General features: G+C 74.0%; 16 protein-coding genes and 1 pseudogene. 8 read left to right on the top strand and 9 right to left on the bottom strand.

The window, feature by feature from the left end:
* Nucleotides 1-68: 68 nt before the first annotated feature.
* Together ACI79T_RS11925 and ACI79T_RS11920 are read right to left on the bottom strand one after the other, a co-directional pair.
* The gene (locus ACI79T_RS11925) at nt 69-713 is read right to left on the bottom strand and encodes a response regulator transcription factor (RefSeq protein ID WP_456610277.1); all 645 of its coding nucleotides are present in this window, start codon (nt 711-713) and stop codon (nt 69-71) included.
* Nucleotides 704-2,020: a sensor histidine kinase gene (locus ACI79T_RS11920; protein ID WP_456610276.1), complete on the bottom strand. Its 1,317-nt coding sequence runs from the start codon at nt 2,018-2,020 to the stop codon at nt 704-706. Before ACI79T_RS11920 ends, ACI79T_RS11925 begins: the two co-directional genes overlap by 10 nt.
* A 231-nt stretch (nt 2,021-2,251) precedes the next feature.
* Between ACI79T_RS11920 and ACI79T_RS11915 the strand changes: the two genes are divergently transcribed.
* The 3 genes from ACI79T_RS11915 to ACI79T_RS11905 all read left to right on the top strand — a co-directional run bounded on the left by ACI79T_RS11915 (nt 2,252) and on the right by ACI79T_RS11905 (nt 6,989).
* A complete protein-coding gene (locus ACI79T_RS11915; RefSeq protein WP_456610275.1) occupies nt 2,252-3,994 on the top strand; it encodes a hypothetical protein in 1,743 nt (580 codons plus the stop codon).
* A gap of 96 nt (nt 3,995-4,090) precedes the next feature.
* Nucleotides 4,091-5,875 (top strand): bifunctional metallophosphatase/5'-nucleotidase, encoded by a 1,785-nt coding sequence (locus ACI79T_RS11910; protein ID WP_456610274.1) that lies wholly within the window; start codon nt 4,091-4,093, stop codon nt 5,873-5,875.
* A gap of 133 nt (nt 5,876-6,008) precedes the next feature.
* Nucleotides 6,009-6,989: a sigma-70 family RNA polymerase sigma factor gene (locus ACI79T_RS11905; protein WP_456610273.1), complete on the top strand. Its 981-nt coding sequence runs from the start codon at nt 6,009-6,011 to the stop codon at nt 6,987-6,989.
* 58 nt (nt 6,990-7,047) lie between these two features.
* Here the strand turns inward: ACI79T_RS11905 and ACI79T_RS11900 are convergent, their stop codons facing one another.
* Nucleotides 7,048-7,668, bottom strand: coding sequence for a LysE family translocator (locus ACI79T_RS11900; protein WP_456610272.1), 621 nt, complete (start codon nt 7,666-7,668; stop codon nt 7,048-7,050).
* A 228-nt stretch (nt 7,669-7,896) separates the two neighbouring features.
* Here ACI79T_RS11900 and ACI79T_RS11895 point away from each other — a divergent pair, with 228 nt between their 5' ends.
* Nucleotides 7,897-8,175, top strand: coding sequence for a hypothetical protein (locus tag ACI79T_RS11895; protein ID WP_456610271.1), 279 nt, complete (start codon nt 7,897-7,899; stop codon nt 8,173-8,175).
* A gap of 25 nt (nt 8,176-8,200) precedes the next feature.
* On the opposite strand, the gene ACI79T_RS11890 is transcribed toward ACI79T_RS11895, so the two are convergent.
* Nucleotides 8,201-9,688 (bottom strand): MFS transporter, encoded by a 1,488-nt coding sequence (locus ACI79T_RS11890; protein WP_456610270.1) that lies wholly within the window; start codon nt 9,686-9,688, stop codon nt 8,201-8,203.
* Between the two features lie 137 nt (nt 9,689-9,825).
* Here ACI79T_RS11890 and ACI79T_RS11885 point away from each other — a divergent pair, with 137 nt between their 5' ends.
* Nucleotides 9,826-11,862: a cation:proton antiporter domain-containing protein gene (locus ACI79T_RS11885; RefSeq protein WP_456610269.1), complete on the top strand. Its 2,037-nt coding sequence runs from the start codon at nt 9,826-9,828 to the stop codon at nt 11,860-11,862.
* 7 nt (nt 11,863-11,869) lie between these two features.
* Here ACI79T_RS11885 and ACI79T_RS11880 read toward each other — a convergent pair whose 3' ends face one another.
* The 3 genes from ACI79T_RS11880 to ACI79T_RS11870 form a co-directional block, all read right to left on the bottom strand.
* Nucleotides 11,870-12,853, bottom strand: a complete 984-nt coding sequence (locus tag ACI79T_RS11880; protein ID WP_456610268.1) for a DUF4349 domain-containing protein — start codon at nt 12,851-12,853, stop codon at nt 11,870-11,872.
* Between the two features lie 109 nt (nt 12,854-12,962).
* Nucleotides 12,963-13,301 (bottom strand): GNAT family N-acetyltransferase, encoded by a 339-nt coding sequence (locus tag ACI79T_RS11875; RefSeq protein ID WP_456610267.1) that lies wholly within the window; start codon nt 13,299-13,301, stop codon nt 12,963-12,965.
* An 86-nt stretch (nt 13,302-13,387) separates the two neighbouring features.
* Nucleotides 13,388-14,221 carry a hypothetical protein gene (locus ACI79T_RS11870; protein ID WP_456610266.1) on the bottom strand — a complete coding sequence of 278 codons (834 nt, stop codon included), beginning with the start codon at nt 14,219-14,221 and terminating at the stop codon, nt 13,388-13,390.
* Between the two features lie 88 nt (nt 14,222-14,309).
* Between ACI79T_RS11870 and ACI79T_RS11865 the strand changes: the two genes are divergently transcribed.
* The 3 genes from ACI79T_RS11865 to ACI79T_RS11855 all read left to right on the top strand — a co-directional run bounded on the left by ACI79T_RS11865 (nt 14,310) and on the right by ACI79T_RS11855 (nt 17,251).
* Entirely contained in the window at nt 14,310-16,049 is a 1,740-nt protein-coding gene (locus ACI79T_RS11865; RefSeq protein ID WP_456610265.1) for an FAD-dependent oxidoreductase, read from the top strand.
* 24 nt (nt 16,050-16,073) lie between these two features.
* Complete coding sequence (locus ACI79T_RS11860; RefSeq protein WP_456610264.1) at nt 16,074-16,634, top strand: SRPBCC family protein; 561 nt, start codon at nt 16,074-16,076, stop codon at nt 16,632-16,634.
* Between the two features lie 98 nt (nt 16,635-16,732).
* Nucleotides 16,733-17,251: a hemerythrin domain-containing protein gene (locus tag ACI79T_RS11855; protein WP_456610263.1), complete on the top strand. Its 519-nt coding sequence runs from the start codon at nt 16,733-16,735 to the stop codon at nt 17,249-17,251.
* A 256-nt stretch (nt 17,252-17,507) separates the two neighbouring features.
* Here ACI79T_RS11855 and ACI79T_RS11850 read toward each other — a convergent pair whose 3' ends face one another.
* Nucleotides 17,508-17,834: a DUF7002 family protein gene (locus ACI79T_RS11850; protein WP_456610262.1), complete on the bottom strand. Its 327-nt coding sequence runs from the start codon at nt 17,832-17,834 to the stop codon at nt 17,508-17,510.
* Nucleotides 17,835-17,841: 7 nt separating this feature from the next.
* Nucleotides 17,842-18,192, bottom strand: a pseudogene (locus tag ACI79T_RS11845) (DUF7002 family protein); the annotation flags it as partial.
* Between the last annotated feature and the right edge of the window lie 286 nt (nt 18,193-18,478).

Below are 18,478 nucleotides of genomic sequence, written 5' to 3'. Positions count from 1 at the left end.
GGGTCGTGTCTACCGGCCACCTCCGACGGGACGCCACCGGGTTCCCGGCCGCCCGCAGGCGGCCGGGCTCAGCCGCGCAGGTAGGCGAGCGTGGCGAGCACGCGGCGGTGCTGGTCCTCGTCCTGGCCCAGGCCGAGCTTGGCGAAGATGTGCTGGGTGTGCTTCTCCACCGCGCCGGGCGTGACCACCAGCGCCCGGGCGATCGCGGTGTTCGACCGGCCCTCGGCGATCAGCCCGAGCACCTCCCGTTCGCGCGGGGTGAGCCGGCGCACCGGGTCGTCGGCCCGGCGGCGGGCGAACAGCTGCGCGACGACCTGCGGATCCAGCACCGTGCCGCCGCCCCGGACGTCCTCCAGGGCGGTCAGGAACGTGTCGACGTCGGCCACCCGGTCCTTGAGCAGGTAGCCGACCCCGCCGGCGCCGTCGGCCAGCAGCTCGTCGGCGTAGGCGACCTCCACGTACTGGGACAGCACCAGGACGGCGGTGCCCGGGACGGCCGCGCGGGCCTCGACCGCGGCCCGCAGCCCCTCGTCGGTGTGCGTCGGGGGCATCCGTACGTCGACGACGGCGACGTCGGGGCGCTGCTCGGTGACCGCGCGGACCAGGGACGGGCCGTCGCCCACCGCGGCGACGACCTCGACGTCCGCCTCGGCGAGCAGCCGCACCAGGCCCTCCCGCAGCAGCACCGAGTCCTCGGCGAGCACTACGCGCACGGCAGGTTCCCGATGAGCCGGGTCGGACCGCCGCGCGGGCTGTCGACGGTGAGCACGCCGTCCACCGCCTGGAGCCGGTCGGCCAGCCCGGCCAGGCCGTGCCCGGGCGCGGGAACCGCGCCGCCGGTCCCGTCGTCCTCGACGACGACGACCAGCCGGCTCCCGTCGCAGGTGACGTCGACGCGGCAGACCGTGGCGCCGCTGTGCTTGGCCACGTTGGCCAGCGCCTCGCTGACGACGAAGTAGGCGGTGTTCTCGGTGACCGGGGCCAGTCGCTCGGTCGGCAGGTCGACGGCGAGGTCGACCGGCACGGGGGAGCGGGCGGCGAGGGCGGCGAGCGCGGCGGCCAGCCCGCGGTCGGCGAGCACCGGCGGGGCGATCCCGCGGGACAGCGCCCGCAGCTCCTCCAGCGTCTCCCGGGCCAGCCCGGCAGCCTCGCCGAGCGTCTCGCGGGCGGCGGCCGGGTCGCGGTCGAGCTGCCGCTGGGCGCGGGCGAGGTCCATGCCGAGGCGGACCAGCCGCTGCTGCGGGCCGTCGTGGATGTCCCGCTCCAGCCGGCGCAGCGCCACCGCCTCGGCGGCGACCGCCGCGTCCCGGCCCTCGGCCAGCCGGCCGATCTCGGCCTGCGCCGCGGCGCGGGAGGTCAGCATCACGCGCCCGAGGAGGGCCTGCAGCAGCGCGGCGCCGCGGACGGCGAAGGGCAGCAGCAGTGCGAACAGGAGGCCGATCGCGGTGTAGAGGGCGATGCGGCGCAGCGGGCTGGTCTCGAAGCCGAGGATCTCGACCAGGTCGTGGTTGTCCTCGTACAGCGACGCGTCGGGCAGCGCCCAGTCCCACAGCCCGTAGGTCAGGCCGCCCAGGGTGATCGCCCAGACCGTCACCGTGACGACGAACGACAGCACGGCCACGGGGAAGCGGACCAGGGCGTGCAGCGCGTCCAGCCAGGTCTGGGGGTCGCGCAGCGGGGTGATCATCCGCCGGACCGGGCGGCCCTCGGCCGGGCGATAGGCGGGCCGGGGCACCGGTCCGCCGAGCACCGCCGGGAGCCAGCTCCGCTCGAGGGCCGCGAACCCGCGCGCGGTCACGAGCGTGCCGGCCAGCACGGCGACGCCGACCCAGACGACGAGCAGCCCGGCGCCGAGCGCGAGCCCGGTGAGCACGACGACGAAGGCGGCGATGGCGACCGGGAAGTTGGTCAGCGTGTACCCGGTGTCGACCGCGAGCTGACGGACCCGGCCCGGCCCGCGGTACGCGGGCGGCGGTGCCGGGGCGGGGGTCGTCGGCAGCACGGCGGTGTCGGTGGTCATGCCGTCGAGCCTGGCCGGGACGGGGCTCGGGACCCATCCCGCTGGCCGGCGGATCGGGGGTCGGGCCGGCCCGACCGTGCGTCGCTGATCATCTCGCGCCGGATCGTTCCGCCCGGCGGTCGCCGGTGTCCAGTTCCCCGCCCGGTTGCCGTCCCCCGCTAGGGTCGGTAGCCGCTGGCCACGCCGACGTCGTCGTGCCCCCGCAGGACGGGCGTGCTCGGTGGACGGAGAATGCCCGTGCGCGCTCGTGCGCTGCCGATCGCCCTGACCGCCGTGCTGTTCACCGGGGCCTGCACCAGCTCCCCGGACGAGGGCTCGGACCCCGGGGAGCAGACGGCGCAGGTCGCCACCGCCGCCCCGGGCGAGCGGCTGACCCTCGTCGCGGACGAGGACCCGGTCGCCATGGCCGCGAGCGCCAGCCGCACCTTCTTCGACGAGGCCGGCGTGGTCGTGCTCGTCGCGGAGGACGACCCGGAGGGCACGCTCCTCGGCGCCTCCGCCGCCGTCGCGCTCGGCGTACCGCTGCTGGTGGGGGCCGACGGATCCGGGGTGGACGAGCCGGTCCTGACCGAGCTCGAGCGGCTGGGCACCACGACGGTGCTGGCCGTCGGCGACGCGGCCCCCGCACCCGCCGGCGGTTCGTCGACGTCGTCGTCCGCGGCGTCGTCGTCCCCGGCGGAGACCGACGCCGAGGTCATCGGGGTGCCCGCCGACCCGGCCGCCGTGGCGGCCGTGCTGGACCAGGAGCTCGCCGAGGCGGACCCGGTCGCCGAGGGCGGCGAGGTCGCCGCCGTGGCGGCGCTGGACTCGTCGGAGCCGGCCGCGCTGCGCCCGGAGGGCGGCGGCTCGACGGAGGAGTCCTCGACGGAGGAGTCCTCGACCGAGGAGGACGCCGGGGCCGACGCCGAGGGCTCGCTGCCCGAGATCGAGGGCGCCGAGCCGCTCGAGGACACGCTGGTGCTGACCACCGGGACCGCCGACGCGCTGGCCGCCGCGGCCACCGCGCGGGCGGCCGGCGCCCGGCTGCTGGTCACCGGCGGTGCCACCGACCCGCGGGCCTCGGAGGAGCTGATCAGCACCCTGGCCGAGGACGACGCCGCGCACGTGGTCGCGCTGGGTGCCGGCTTCGCCGCGGAGGACGGTCTGGACTGGAAGCTGGAGACGGCGGCCACCGGGACCCAGCTGCCCGGCGGCGGCCAGGTCCTCTTCCCGGGCCGGATGATGGTGGCGCTCTACGGCCACCCGGAGACCGGCGCGCTCGGCGTCCTGGGTGAGCAGCCGGTCGAGGCGGCCATCGAGCGGGCCCGGGCCCACGCCGCCCCGTACGAGCCGCTGGTCGACGCGACCGTCGTCCCGACCTTCGAGATCATCGCGACCGTCGCGTCCGCGTCCGCGGGGGCGGACGGCAACTACTCCGCCGAGGGCGACCTGGAGATGCTGCGGCCCTGGGTCGAGGCGGCCGGGGACGCCGGTCTCTACGTCATCCTCGACCTGCAGCCGGGCCGCACCGACTTCGTCACCCAGGCGGAGCTCTACCGGCCGCTGCTCGAGCTGCCCTACGTAGGGCTGGCGCTGGACCCGGAGTGGCGGCTGGGCCCCAACGAGGTGCACCTCGTCCAGATCGGCTCGGTCGACATCGAGGAGGTCAACCGGGTGGTCACCTGGCTGGCCGACCTGACGCGGGAGAACGAGCTGCCGCAGAAGCTGCTGGTGCTGCACCAGTTCCGGGTCGACATGATCCCGGGCCTCGAGCGGCTGGACACCTCCCGGGACGAGCTGGCGATCATGGTGCACGCCGACGGCCAGGGCGGTCAGGGCGCCAAGCAGTCCACCTGGACGGTGCTGCACCGGAACGCCCCGGAGGGGCTGTTCTGGGGCTGGAAGAACTTCTACGACGAGGACATCCCGATGCTGACCCCGGCGCAGACCATCGAGCAGGTCGACCCCCTGCCGGAGCTGGTCACCTACCAGTAAGGCTCCCGACACCCGAGCCCGCGCACCGGTCGTTAGGTTCGATCCGGATCCCCCTGCGCACCGTCACGGGGACCACGCGATCGAGAGGAACACCGCATGAGACGGCGTACCACGCTGTCCGTGGCGGCCGCGACGGCGACGCTGATCCTGGCGCCCCTGAGCCCGGCCGCGGCGGCGCCGCACCCGGCGGACGACCTGACGCTGACCATGCTCGCCACGACCGACCTGCACGGGCGCGCGCTGAACTGGGACTACTTCGCCGACCGCCCGTACTCGGAGCGGGCCGGGTTCGAGACCGGGCTGGCGAAGGTGGCCACGGTCGTCGACTCCGTCCGCGAGGCACGCGGCGAGGAGAGCGTCCTCGTCGTGGACAACGGCGACTTCCTGCAGGGCACGCCGCTGAGCTACTACTACGCCAAGCAGGAGCCGGTCACCGAGACCCGCATGGAGCACCCGATGGCGGCGGCGTTCGACGCCATCGGCTACGACGCCCAGGTCGTCGGCAACCACGAGTTCAACTACGGCCTGGACCTGCTGCGGGCCTACGAGAAGGACGTCGACCACCCGCTGCTCGGCGCCAACGTGCTGCGCGAGGGCGGCGAGCGGCCCTACCTGCGGCCGTACACGATCGAGAAGATGCAGGTGCCCGGCCACAAGCCGGTCCGGGTCGGCATCATCGGCCTGACCACCCCCGGTTCCGCGATCTGGGACAAGGTCAACGTCGAGGGCCGGGTGACGTTCCGGGACATGGTCGAGGCGGCCGAGAAGTGGGTGCCGATCGTCGACCGGAAGGCCGACGTCGTCGTCGTCCTCTCGCACGCCGGCGTCGGTGGGACGTCGTCCTACGGCCCCGAGGTGCCGACCGAGAACCCCTCCGACGTCATCGCCCGCACCGTGCCGGGCATCGACGCGATGGTGGTCGGCCACACGCACCAGAACGCCCCCTCCCAGGTCGTCGTCAACGAGGTCACCGGTGAGGACGTGCTGCTCACCCAGCCCTACCGCTGGGGCGCGACGGTCTCGCAGGTCGACATCGAGCTGGAGCAGGTCCGCGGTCGGTGGGACGTCGTCGGCACCTCGGCGCAGGCCCTGAGCACCGCGGGGGTCGAGGAGTCGCCCGAGGTCGTGGCCGCCACGGCCGAGGCGCACGCGACCACGGTGGAGTACGTCAACCAGGTCGTGGCCACGTCGGCGGAGGAGCTCTCCGCGCGCACCAGCCGGTACGAGGACACCGCGATCCTGGACTTCATCCAGGACGTGCAGACCGACACGGTGGCCGCCGCGCTGGAGGGCACCGACCGGGCCGACCTGCCGGTGCTGTCGATCGCGGCGCCGTTCAGCCGGGACGCCGTCTTCCCGGCCGGTGACGTGACCATCCGCGACATCGCCGGGCTCTACATCTACGACAACACCCTCGAGGCCGTGGAGCTGACCGGGGCCGAGGTGAAGGAGTACCTGGAGTTCTCCGCCCGGTACTTCACCCAGGTGCCGGCGACCGGGGACGTCGACCCCGAGACGATCACCAACGCGGTGGTGGACGGCGCCCCGGGCGGGATCCCGGACTACAACTTCGACATCCTCTCCGGCGTCGAGTACGACATCGACGTGGCCCAGCCGGTCGGCTCGCGCATCGTCGGGCTCTCCTACGAGGGCGCGCCGGTGGCCGACGACGACCGGTTCGTCGTCGCGGTGAACAACTACCGCCGCAGCGGGGGTGGCAACTTCCCGGCGATCAGCACCGCTCCGGTCGTCTACAACGAGCAGCTGGAGATCCGGCAGCTGCTCATCGAGCGGGCCCAGGAGGTCGGCGTGATCGACCCGGCGGAGTTCTTCGTCGAGAACTGGCAGCTGGTGCGCAACGGGGAGCCGCTGCTCCCGTGACGCACTGACACCGACCCGCCTCGACACGGCGGGAACGGGCGGGAGCCCCCGGAGCCCATCGCTCCGGGGGCTCCCGTTCTGTCGGTGCCGTGTGGTCTGCTCACCGCACGTCGACCCCGGAAGGTGTTCTCCCGTGACCAGCGTCGCCATCGGTCCCACCGCCGAACTGGACCCCCGGCTGCTCGAACACCGTCGCGAGCTGACCGGCTACTGCTACCGGATGCTCGGCTCCGTCTTCGATGCCGAGGACGCGGTGCAGGAGACGATGGTCCGCGCCTGGCGGGGGCTCGCCGACTTCGAGGGCCGGTCCGCGGTCCGGTCCTGGCTGTACCGCATCGCCACCAACGTCTGCCTCGACCAGCTCTCCGGCCGGCAGCGCCGGGCCCTGCCGATGGACCTCGCCGGCAACCCGTCGCCGCCGGTGGCGGCGTCACTGGCCGGACGCCGCCCCACCACGGCGTGGGTGGAGCCGATCCTGGACCGCCAGGTGCTGCCCGAGGACGGCGACCCGGCCGAGCAGGCGGTGGCTCGCGAGTCGGTACGCCTGGCGTTCGTCGCCGCGCTGCAGCACCTGCCGCCGAAGCAGCGGGCGGTGCTGATCCTGCGGGAGGTGCTCCGCTGGAAGGCCGACGAGGTGGCCGAGCTGCTCGACTCCACCGTCGCCTCGGTGAACAGCGCGCTGCAGCGGGCCCGGGCCACGCTCGCCGACGCGGGAGGCCGTCCGGCGCCGCGCACGCTGGACGACGAGGACCGCGCGCTGCTGGCCCGCTATCTCGACGCGTTCGAGCGCTACGACATCGACGCCTTCGTGCAGCTGCTGCACGAGGACGCCACCCAGCACATGCCGCCGTTCGAGATGTGGCTGCGCGGCCGCGAGGACATCGGCATCTGGATGACCGGCCCGGGCGCCGGCTGCAAGGGCTCCCGGCTGATCGAGACGTCGGCAAACGGCACCCCCGCGATCGCCCAGTACCGCCCGGCGGAGGGCGGTGGTCACGTGCCCTGGGGCCTGCACGTGCTGGAGATCGAGGGCGGCCGGGTCGCCCACATCTCCAGCTTCCTCAACCTCGACTGCGAGCTGTTCGCCGCCCTCGGACTGCCGACGGAGATGTAGCCACCGGGTCCGTGCGACGCGTGGACCGGGCCGGCCATGGCCGGTCGGGAAGTCGAGGTCAGCGGGTGACCACCAGGCCTGCGCCGACACCGCCGAGGACTGCGCCGGTCGTCCGATCCCACCAGCGCCGCACGCGGTCGCGGCGCAGCAACGACGACAGTCGGAGGCCCAGCGCGATCACCGCCCCCCAAGCGAGGAAGCCCAGCGCGATATCCAGGGCGCCGAGGGCCACCACCTGCAGCCACGTGGGGCCTGCGGCGGGGACCAGGAACTGGGGGAGGACGGCGGCGAAGAAGAGCACCGCCTTGGGGTTGAGCAGGTTCGTGAACAACGCCTGACCGAATGCCGAGCGGGTGGAGACGTCGGCCTGGCGTGCGTGGTCCCCGGCGGGCGTTCGGCGAAGCGTCGGCAGGATCAGCCGGCCGCCCAGGTAGAGCAGGTAGATCCCGCCGGCGACGCGAATCGTGGTCAGCAGGTCCGGATGCCGAGCCAGGACGACCGACAGCCCTGCGACGGCCAGGGTCAGGTGCACGCACAGGCCGAGCTGGGCGCCGAGGGCGGCGGCTGCGCCGGGCCGGGGCCCTCGGGTGGCCGCTCGCAGCACGACGGCCATGTCCGGGCCGGGGATGACGTAGGCCAGGACGGCCACGCCCACGAACGCCCACCAGTCGAGGTCCACGTGCCGACCGTCGCACGGGCTGGTCGTGATGGCCACGCGTCAGCGGCCACGGCATGAGCGGGTGACCGGCGAGTCTGCCGCCTTCCGCTCCCGCTTGACCCTGGATCGCGGCCGGGCCAGCCTGGGGTGATGACGGCGGTGGTGCTGCCCGTTCACGGGCGATGGACGTGGGATGCCCGTGGTGAGGGACGCGCGGTCCGGGTCTCGACGCATGTCGAGCGCGGGCTGGTGAACCTCAGCCTCTGGCGCGGCGAGACCTGCGTCGGCACGGCGCGGCTCGCTCCGGACGACGCGGCGGGGCTGGTCGCCGGGCTGACCGAGGGCCTGGCCACGCTGGCCGCCCGGCCGCGGGTCGTGGGCCCGGAGGACACCCGGGTCGCCGACCTGGAAGCGCGCTTGGCGCACCTGGAGCGCGAACGTCAGCCGGTGTGGCGCCGGGCGACCGATGCCGTGACCGGCTGGGCCGTGCGTCGGTCCGTCCGCGCCGACATCCGACCGCGCGGCTGACCGCACCGATCCACGCGCGCTCGGATCAGGACGGATCCGGTCGGGCCGCGGTAGGAGCAGCCGGGGCGGGTGCTGGAGCGGGTGCCGGTTCCGGCGTGGGCGCGTCGTCGTCCAGGGGTCGCCGCACGAACGCCACGGAGACCAGCGCGCCGGCCACCAGCAGGCCGGCCAGGATCAGCACGGCGGTGCGGAAGCCGTCGGCGAACGCCGCCGGGTCGGTGTAGTCGGCTCCGCCGATGCCGGCGGCGACCGGGACGACGGCCACCGCGAGCAGCCCGGCCGCCCGCGCCACAGCGTTGTTCACGCCGGAGGCCACCCCGGCGTGCCGGTCCTCGGCGGAGGCCAGCACGGTCGCCGTCAGCGGGGCGACCAGCAGCGTGAGCCCGGCGCCGAAGAGGACGACGGCGGGCAGCACGTCGCGCAGGTAGGAGGCGTCCGGGCCGATCCGGAGCATCAGCAGCACGCCGCCGGCGGCCACCAGCGGGCCGGCGGTGAGCAGCGAGCGTGGTCCGATCCGCTGCGCCAGCGCCCCGACGCGGGCGGAGAACAGCAGCATCAGTGCGGTCACCGGCAGCAGCGTGGTGCCGGCCAGCAGCGGGCTGAACCCGGAGACCACCTGCAGCTGCAGCACCAGCAGCACGAAGAGCGCACCGAGGGCGGCGTAGACGAACAGAGTCGCGGCGTTGGCGGCGCTGAACTGCCGGTCGGCGAAGAGCGCCGGGGGGACGAGGGGGTGCCGTGAGCGCCGCTCGACCGCGACGAAGGCGACCAGGGCGAGCACTCCCGCCGCACCACCCAGCCACACCGCCGGGCCGGCTCCACCGTCGCCGGCGGCGGTCAGGGCGTAGGTGAGCGCGCCGAGCCCGGCGGCGACCAGCGCCGTCCCCGTCCAGTCCAGCCGGGGGGCGGCCGCCGGGTCCCGGGACTCGGGGACGTGCTTGGCGGCAACGACGACGACCAGGGCGGCCAGCGGGAGGTTGATCAGGAAGACCGCCCGCCAGCTCCACTCCACCAGCCAGCCGCCGACGAAGGGCCCGATGGCGGCGGCGACGCCGGACAGTCCGGACCACGCCCCGACCGCGGCCGCCCGGTCGGGGCCGGAGAAGGACGCCGAGATGATGGCCAGGCTGCCCGGGGTGAGCAGGGCTCCGCCGACGCCCTGGAGGGCGCGGGCGGCCACGAGCGTGCCGATGTCGGGGGCAAGGCCGCACAGAGCCGAGGCGGCCGCGAACCAGACCACCCCGACGACGAAGACCCGACGCCGGCCGAACCGGTCGCTGAGCGAGCCGCCGAGCAGGATCAGCGCGGCGAGCGTGAGCGTGTAGGCGTTGACCGTCCACTGCAGCCCGGCGAAGTCGGCATCGAGGTCGGACCCGATCCGCTCCAGGGCCACGTTGACGACGGTCGCGTCCAGCATGGCGACGCCGGAGCCGAGGACGGTGGCGAGCAGGACCCAGCGTCCCTGCGCCGTGCCCATGCGCAGGCCCGTGCCGGCCGCGGGCGGCTGGGCCATGAGCGTCCCTCCTCGGCCGGCAGCACCGGTGCGCTGTCCGCCGCTGTGCAACGCCTGGGGGACCAGGGGATTCCCCGACGCCGCGGCGGCGGGTGCGGCCCTGGGAACCGCCGCGGGCGGCGCGCAGAATGTCGGGCATGGCGCCCGAGGCAGAGCTCGTTATCGCGGCCGGCTCGGTGCCGGGTTACCTGGGGCCCACCGCCGCCCTCGTCGTGGCGGCCGCGGTGATCGGCTACCTGTCGGCGCGGATCCGGGTGGTCCCGATCGTGGGGTTCCTGGTGGCCGGCGTCCTCATCGGCCCGGCGCAGCTCGGCATCGTGGAGAACGGGGAGGCGGTCGAGGCCGCCGCGGACATCGGGGTCATCCTGCTGCTGTTCACCATCGGGATCGAGTTCTCCCTGGAGCGGCTGGCCCGGGTCTGGACCTGGATCGCCGTCGCCGGTGGCCTGCAGCTGGTGCTGGCGACCGGCACCGGCCTGGGGCTGACCCTCGCCGCGGGTGGTGAGTGGCGCGACGGGCTGTTCACCGGGTTCCTGCTCGCGCTGTCGTCCACGGCGATCGTGCTCAAGCTGCTGGGGGAGCGGCGGGAGAACTCCGCCGTCCGGGGCCGGCTGGCGCTGGCCGTGCTGATCGCGCAGGACCTGGCAGTGGTCGCCATGGTGCTCGTCGTCCCGCTGCTCGGTCCGGGTGCGGACGGCGAGGGGTCCGGCGGTGGGTCGCTGCTGTGGGCGCTGCTCACGGCGGTGGCGGTGATCGCCGTCGTGCTGGTGGTCGCCCGCCGGGTGATGCCCGCGCTGCTCGACGTCGTGGCGCGGGCCTGCTCCCCGGAGGTCTTCCTCCTCGCGATCGTCGCCATCTGCTTCGGCACCGCCTACCTGACCGCGCTCGCCGGGGTGAGCGTCTCGCTCGGTGCCTTCCTGGCCGGCCTGGTGGTGAGTGAGAGCCGGGCCAGCAGCCAGGCGTTCGCCGAGGTGCTGCCGCTGCAGATCGTGTTCAGCGCGGTCTTCTTCGTCTCGGTCGGCATGCTGCTCGACGTGGGCTTCATGCTCGCCAACCTGCCGCTGGTGCTGGGCGCCGCGGCGGTGGTGCTGCTGGTGAAGACGCTGACCACCGCGGCTGCCGCCACGGTTGCCCGCATCCCGGTCCGGACCGCGGTCGCCACCGGTCTGCTGCTGGCGCAGATCGGCGAGTTCTCGTTCGTGCTGCTCACCGTGGGCACCGCCGCGGGCCTGGCGCCGCTGGGTCTGGACGACGGCTCGCAGGTCGTCGTCGCGACGACGGTGCTGCTCATGCTGCTGACCCCGCAGCTGGCCGCCGCCGGTGCCCGGATCGACCGGTCGCGACGGGCGTCCTCCGCCGACGACGCCGCGCAGGAGGACGGCCCGCCCCGCGACCACGTCGCGATCATCGGCTGGGGCCCGACCGCCCTCGACCTCGCCGCGTTGCTGCGCGGCCGGGGGGTGGACGTCGTGATGACCACGCTCAACCCGGACGGGGCGGCCCAGGCCCAGGCCGCCGGGCACTCGGTGGTTCGCGGGGATCCGACGAAGCGGGAGATCCTGCGAACGGCGGGGGTGCCCGACGCCCGGCTCGCCGTGGTCGCGGAGGACGATCCCGAGCAGGCGGTGCGCGTCGTCGCCGCCGCCCGGGCGGTCACGGACGCGCCCATCCTGGCCCGGCCGCTGGGTGCGGTCGACGTCGCCGAGCTGGCGGATGCGGGCGCCGACCACATCCTCGACCGGGACCGGCTCTCCGGGCAGGCGCTGATGCGCTCGGTGCTCGCCGAGCTGGGGCACCAGGTCGTGCACCCGAGCCGCGGGCGGACCGTCGTCGACACCGGCCGGGTGGTGCGGTACGCCTGGCCGGAGGGGAGCGAGTGCGGGCACGGCGCGGCGTCCCGGCCGGTGCTGCCCCAGGCGTCCGGCTGCGTCGGCTGCCTGCAGGAGGGGACCGAGTGGGTGCACCTGCGCACCTGCCTGAGCTGCGGCTACGTCGGCTGCTGCGATTCCTCGCCGCGCCGGCATGCCCGCGCGCACGCCGCCGCCGACGAGCACCCGCTGATCGCCTCGGCCGAGCCGGGGGAGAGCTGGGGCTACTGCTTCGTCGACGAGGTGACCGTGCCCGCGCCGGCCGGTGCGGCCCCGGAAGCGGAGTCCTCGCCCGCACCGCAGTGACGGCCGCTCACTCCTGCGGCGAGGGCGCCGGGGCCTCCTGCGCCGGGGGTGCCGACGCCGTGGCGATGGCCCGCCGCCGCGCTCGCCGGACCGGCACCAGGATCGCGCCGGCCACCAGGGCGGCGACGGCCAGCCAGGGCAGCAGGACGCCGAGCACGACGACGGTCCCGCTCAGGACCGCGACCAGGGACCGCCACCCGGTGCCCAGCCCGTCGAGGAAGCCGTCCGGCCCGCCGGCCGGTGCCACGCCGAAGGGCTCCAGGTGCACCCGGAGCGTCGACAGCTCCACCTGGTCGGCCAGCGTCGCCCGCCGGGACTGCAGCGCCTCCAGCTCCTGCTGCCGTTCGGAGAGGGCCTGTTCCGCCGCCAGGAGGGCCTCGGTGGTGGCCGCGTCGTCCATCAGGGCCAGCAGCCGTGCTGCCGAGGTCTGCAGCGCCGCGATCCGAGCGTCGAGGTCGACCACGGTGGCGGTCACGTCGGAGCGGGACACCGACACGCTCGCCACGTCGCCGAAGTCCTCCAGGTCGGCCAGCACGCCGGTCAGCGCCGCGGCCGGCACCCGGACGACGAGGTCGGCGACGACCCCGTCCACGCCGTCCTCGCCGGAGGTGGCCTGCACGCTGCGCTCCTCGACGCGGCCGCCGACGGATTCGGCCAGCTCGCTGATCTGCTGAGCCCCCTCGGCCGGGTCGTCGACGGCCAGTGCCGCGGTGGCGGTCGTGACCACCTGCCGGTCGTCCTGCGCACTCTCGCCGGTGCCCGGGGCGGCCGGTACGGCAGTGACCGCGCCGCCGGCGCCGTCCGCGGCGCTCTGCGACTCGCCGCCGGTCTGGTCGGTGCAGCCGACGAGCAGCACCAGGATCAGCGCGGCGGGAGCGAGGAGGCGCCGCAGGAGGGGGACCGCCGGCCGCCTCAGCGCCCGCCGACCGGCGTCGATGCGCGGTCGGGCCGGTCGGTGCTGCGGCTGGGTCCGGGCGGGAGCGGTGTCCATGACCGGAGGACGGCATGGGGGGCGGGGCCGGTTCCGTCCCCGCCGCTGAGGACGCCGACGTCGCGCGCCGATCGGGGCCCTCACCGGGCGCCGCGCCGATCTGCCAGGGTCAGCGGCGGTCGGGCTGGGCGGCGGTGGCAGCCAGCCGGAACTGGGCCCGGCGTCCTTCGGGCACGAGGTCGCGGTACTCGGGGTGCCGCTCGATGTAGCTGCGGATGAACGGGCAGAACGGCAGCACGGAGAGCCCCGCCTCCCGGGTGGCGTCCAACGCACCCCGGGCCAGTGCCGAGCCGAGCCCCCGGCCTTCGAAGGCGGGGTCGACGACCGTGTGGGTGAACGCCACGGAGGAGCGCGTCCGCCGGTACTCGGCGAACCCGGCGACCTCCCCGTCCACCAGCACCTCGAAGCGGCCGGCCTCCGGGTTGTCCACGACGGTCGGTCCGTCCATGACCGCTACTCCCTCTCCTTGTACGGCTGCAGGGGCTGCCTGCAAGCCCTGGTCGGTCTCCCCGTGCATGCCGGTCCCGGTCTCGGCTAGACACGCGCCCGGGTGCGGCGCAGCGCGTAGCCGGCGCTGAGCAGGGTCGAGGCCATCAGTGCGACGTACGCCCAGGTCGCGGGGGAGTCCCACCGCACCGCGTCGGTGTACCGGAGCAGGACGACGAGTTCCAGCGCGCCGAACACCGCGTACGCCACCGCCGCCAGCCGGAGCCGGTCGAGGTCGCGGTCGCGCAGCGCGAGGACGATGCCGACTCCGAAGGCCAGCAGCCACGACGCGACCGCCCGGGCCGTGAGGGGGGTCAGCGGCCACGGCCACAGCGACGCCTCCGTGCCCGGTGCGGCGAACAGCGTCGCGCCGGCGGCGAGGAACACCACGCCCTGCACCGCCAGCACCGCGCTCAGCCCGGCGGGCAGCGGCACGTGCCCCGGCGGATCCCTCCGGGTCGGCCGCTCCTGCCTTACCAGCATGACGAGCATGCTGACCGGCACGAGCACGTAGACGCCGAGCCAGAACCAGGCGGCGGAACGCGGCACCACTCCCGGCGCCCCGAAGTGGAACCGATCCAGGTGCAGCAGGGTGGCGATCAGCGTGAGAGCGGTGAAGACCAGCACCGTGACGAACGGGATGCGGATGCGCGCCCACGAGTCCACCCGCAGCGACAGGACCACGAGCACACAGCCGGCGGCGTAGGCGGCGCCGAGGAAGGCCGCGGTCGCCGGCGGGGCGATCGTCCACGCGAAGTAGTCGTCGGTGCGGGAGGACCCGAGGAACAGCGAGACGAACGCCAGCAGCGTGAGTGCGCTGAAGACGTACAGCAGCAGGCGCGTGCCGGGGAGCACGACGCGGGGATCCCCTGGATCCATCATGATCCACTCTCGGAGCGGTGGAAGCCGGAACGAGCACTGAGCGCGCACACCCTTGACCCCGTGTGTGGTGACGCCCTAAGCAGGCTATATGGGTGCCCTCGACGCCGACAGCAGTTCGGCCGCGCGCGCGGCGCTGATCCTGGTCAGCCGGGATGCGCCGCTGCGAGACCGGGTCGGACAGGAGCTGGAGAAGCGTTACGGAGCCGACTACGTGGTGGTCGTCTGCGGCTCCGACGACGACGACGTCGCCGCCCGGGCGGGGCAGCTGACCGACCAGGGCGTCCCGGTCGCCGTGTTCATGGCCGGTCTCGGCCCGGCGGACCCCGACGGCCTCGACGTGCTCGCCAGAGCGGGGGGCCTGGCGCCGGGTGCGGTGCGGGCCTGCATCGTGCGATGGGGCGACCTCGAGACGGCGGCGCCCGTCTTCGAGGCGATCACGCTCGGCCGGCTGGATGCGTGGCTCTACCGTCCCGAACGGGCCGGCGACGAGGACTTCCACCTCTCGGTCACCGAACTGCTCGCCGAGTGGGACAGCCGGCAGGGCCCGGCCTACGAGGCCGTCCAGGTGATCGGCGAACGGTGGTCGGCCCGCTCCCAGGAGCTCCGGGACATGTTCACCCGCAACCGGGTCCCCGTCGGCTTCCACGAGTCCTCCTCGCCGGCCGGGCAGGAGCTGCTGGCCGAGCTGGGTCTGGATCGGCCCGCGCTCCCGGTCGTCGTCCTCCAGTTCCGGCCGGAGCGGCCGGTGCTGACCGACCCGAGCGCCCTCGACATCGCGGAGGCATTCGGGCTCCTGGAGCCCGTGGACGGGAGCACGCTGTTCGACGTCGTCGTCGTGGGCGCCGGGCCGGCCGGTCTCAGTGCCGCCGTGTACGCCGCGTCCGAGGGGCTCAGCACGGTCGTGATCGAGCCCCTCGCCATGGGCGGGCAGGCCGGGACCAGCTCGCTGATCCGCAACTACCTCGGCTTCCCGCGGGGCGTCAGCGGCAACCGGCTGGCGGCCAGCGCCTACCAGCAGGCGTGGTCGTTCGGCGCCACCTTCGTCTGGTCCCGCAGCGTGATCCGGTTGTCCAGCAGTGACGGCGAGCACCACGTGCACCTGTCCGACGGCGCCACGGTGCGGGCCCGCACCGTCGTCGTCGCGACCGGAGCCGAGTGGCGGCGCCTGGACGTGCCCGCTCTCGAGGCGCTGCAGGGACGGGGCCTCTTCTACGGCGCTGCCGTCAGCGAGGCGCGGGCCATGGCGGGCCGGCGCGTCCTCGTGGTCGGCGGGGGCAACTCCGCCGGGCAGGCCGCGGTGCACCTCGCGCGCTACGCCGACCAAGTGACGATCCTCGTCCGGCGCGGACTGGCGGAGACCATGTCTGACTACCTCGTCCACGAGATCGACGAGGCGCCGAACATCGACGTCCGCTCGCGCGTGCAGCTCGTGGACGGGGCGGGTGAGCCGGTCCTGGAGTCGGTCGTCGTCGAGGACCTCGACACGCGCCGCCGCGAGACCCTGCCGGCGGACGCCGTCTTCGTGCTCATCGGGTCGCGGCCGGCATCCGGGTGCCTGGGGGACGAGGTGGCCAAGGACCGCTCGGGCTTCGTCCTCACCGGGCCGGACCTGGACAGCGCCTCGCCGGGCTGGCCGCTGGACCGCCCACCGCTCTTCCTGGAGACCAGCGTCCCCGGCGTCTTTGCGGCCGGGGATGTCCGATCCGGCTCGGTCAAGCGGGTCGCCTCCGGGGTCGGTGCGGGCGCCATCGCCGTACAGCTGGTGCACCAGTACCTGTCCGGGGCGGCCCCGGCATCACCGCCGGCCACGGCCCCTGCCGGCGGCTGACGCACCCGTCGAAGGGGGAGACGCATGCCGGAGTTCGTGTTCCGCGACGAGTGGCACGTCGCTGCGCCCCCGGCCGCGGTCAGGGACGTCGTGCGCGAGGTCGAGCTCTGGCCCGCCTGGTGGCCCTCGGTGGAGAGCGTCACCGAGGTCGCACCGGGCACCGGCGAGGAGACCTGGCGGTTCGCCTTCCGCACCCGGCTGCCGTACCGGATGGTCTTCGACGCCCGCGTGCTGCGCGACGACCCGCTGCACGGGGTCCGGACGACGGTGACCGGGCGGGTGGAGGGCGAGGGCCGGTGGGGGGTCACCGGCGTCGACGGCGGCTCGGTGGTCCGTTTCGACTGGGTCGTGCGCCCCCGCCTCGCCTGGATGCGGGCACTCTCCCCGCTGGCGCGCCCGCTGTTCGTGTGGAACCACGCGGCGCTGATGCGGGAGGGCGGCGAGGCGCTCGCCGACCGGCTGGGCACCCGGCTGCTCGCGCCCGTCGTCAGCACTCCCGGCGTCGGTGCCGCCACCGCCACGTCAGCCGCGTGGTCCGCGGCGCTGATCGGCTCGTGGATGCTCGTGCGCAGGCTCCGTCGGTAGGTCACGCCGGCACCCACCCCGCTGACCGGACGCCGGCCCCGGCGGGCCCACTGCTCGCGCGCAGCGTGCCTGACGTGGATGCGGGTAGGAGTTCTGCCATGTCCGACTTCGAGATCACCGCACTCGTCCTGGCCGAGCACGAGGTCTTCCGGCGGGAGTTCACCGCGCTCGACGACCTGCCCGCCGAAGAGCTCGCCGCCGCCTGGGAGGCGCTGCACGCCAAGCTCGAGGTGCACGCCGTGGCCGAGGAGCAGCTGTTCTACCCGCTGCTCGCCCAGGAAGCGGACGGCGAGCAGGAGACCGCGGAGGGCGTGCACGACCACAACGAGATCCGGCACGCCGCGGCCGCCGTCGGGGAGCACGAGGTCGGCAGCGAGGCGTGGTGGGAGGCAGTGCGGAACGCGCGGCAGGTCAACGCCGACCACATGGCCGAGGAGGAGACCGACTTCTTCCCGCCCTTCAAGGAGGCCGTCGACGAGGAGCAGCGCGAGGCCCTCGGGATGCAGTGGCTGGCCTTCCACGACAAGCACGAGGAGGCCGAGGGGCTGTCCGGCGAGGACGCGGAGGTGGAAGAGGTCATCGCGACCGAGGTGCCGGAGGGAGACCCGTCCGTCTAGGGACGCCATCCCTCGTGGCTGCGCCGGTCGCAACAGTGTTGTCGGCTGCCGGCGCGAGCGAGGCGTCCATCGCCCATACGTAGGACTCTGGCTGCTGCGCCGTGCGGCCAGAGAGGGGGATCGACGGGTCCGTCGAGAAGTGCAGCGCCCGGGCGCGGGATGCCCGGCCCTTGTCTAGCAGCAACGCTGGACCTGTCAGGGTTTTGCTCAGCAGCGTGGTTGCGCTTCTTCGCCGGCCGGGTGCTCGGGCTCCTGTTCACTGCTTGCATCGCGACCCGTTCCGGCTTTTGGCGACGCCGGTTTTCGGCTGCAGTCTCTTGCGTTCGATCAGCAGGCTGCTCACGTCCTGCACCCCTCCTGGAACGGTCAGTTCGGCGATGGGGGGCCGTTTGTCTCGACGCTCCTCCCAGGGGTACTCGCTGATCGGCAGAAACGGCCTCGGTCCACGCTGGACCTTCGCGCCCGGATGGACGGCGCCGCTGTTGTAGGGCGAGAGTTCGACGATGTGGCCATACCGCGACAGGAGCGCTGCGGTGTCCAAGACGAGCATCTCGTGCGCCCTGTCCCGGTAGGGGGGGCGCATTCCTCAGCTTGAGCAGGGTCCGTTCCTCGAGGAAGAAGAACACTCGCTGGTTGAGTGCCCGGTAGTACTCGGATACGTCCATGCCCACCAGCGTCCGGCGCAGCACTGTCTCGTTCATCGGCTTGTTGTCACGTACCCACGCAGTTCCAACGCCCGAGCGCTCGAGGCGTCTCATTTCTGGCCGGCGCTGGCACAGGAGGCGCTCGCAATCAGGGCCGAGTACCCCATACACGTCGAGCAGGGCGGCCGTCGACAAGAGCCCGTGGCGCTCGATCGACGGCCAGGACCCGACCTCAGTCAGGTGGTATAGCCGCGGCCAACGCTGCCTGATGACGCTGGTCGATAGCGACGAAGCCATGGCTGGACGGTATCGGCAGCGACTTATCTCCCTCGGAACGACGTCGTCAGCACCGGCGGAGGTTGTCTCCCCGCCGGTGGCACGACCACTGCGGGCGGTGACGGTCGTGAGTGGCAGGCTGTTAGCCGGTTCAGGGCCCCAGGGCAGTACGCCCAACAGGCGACCGGACCTGCGGTTCTTCGTGGAGCGGGTGACCGGGATCGAACCGGCATGGCCAGCTTGGAAGGCGGGATCCTGCCGCTTCATATGCGCTGCTCAGAGGCTGTATTTGCCGTTCGGCGGGTGG

It is taken from the genome of Blastococcus sp. SYSU DS0619 (assembly GCF_054051035.1).
This window is presented reverse-complemented; position numbering and strand designations above follow the sequence as displayed.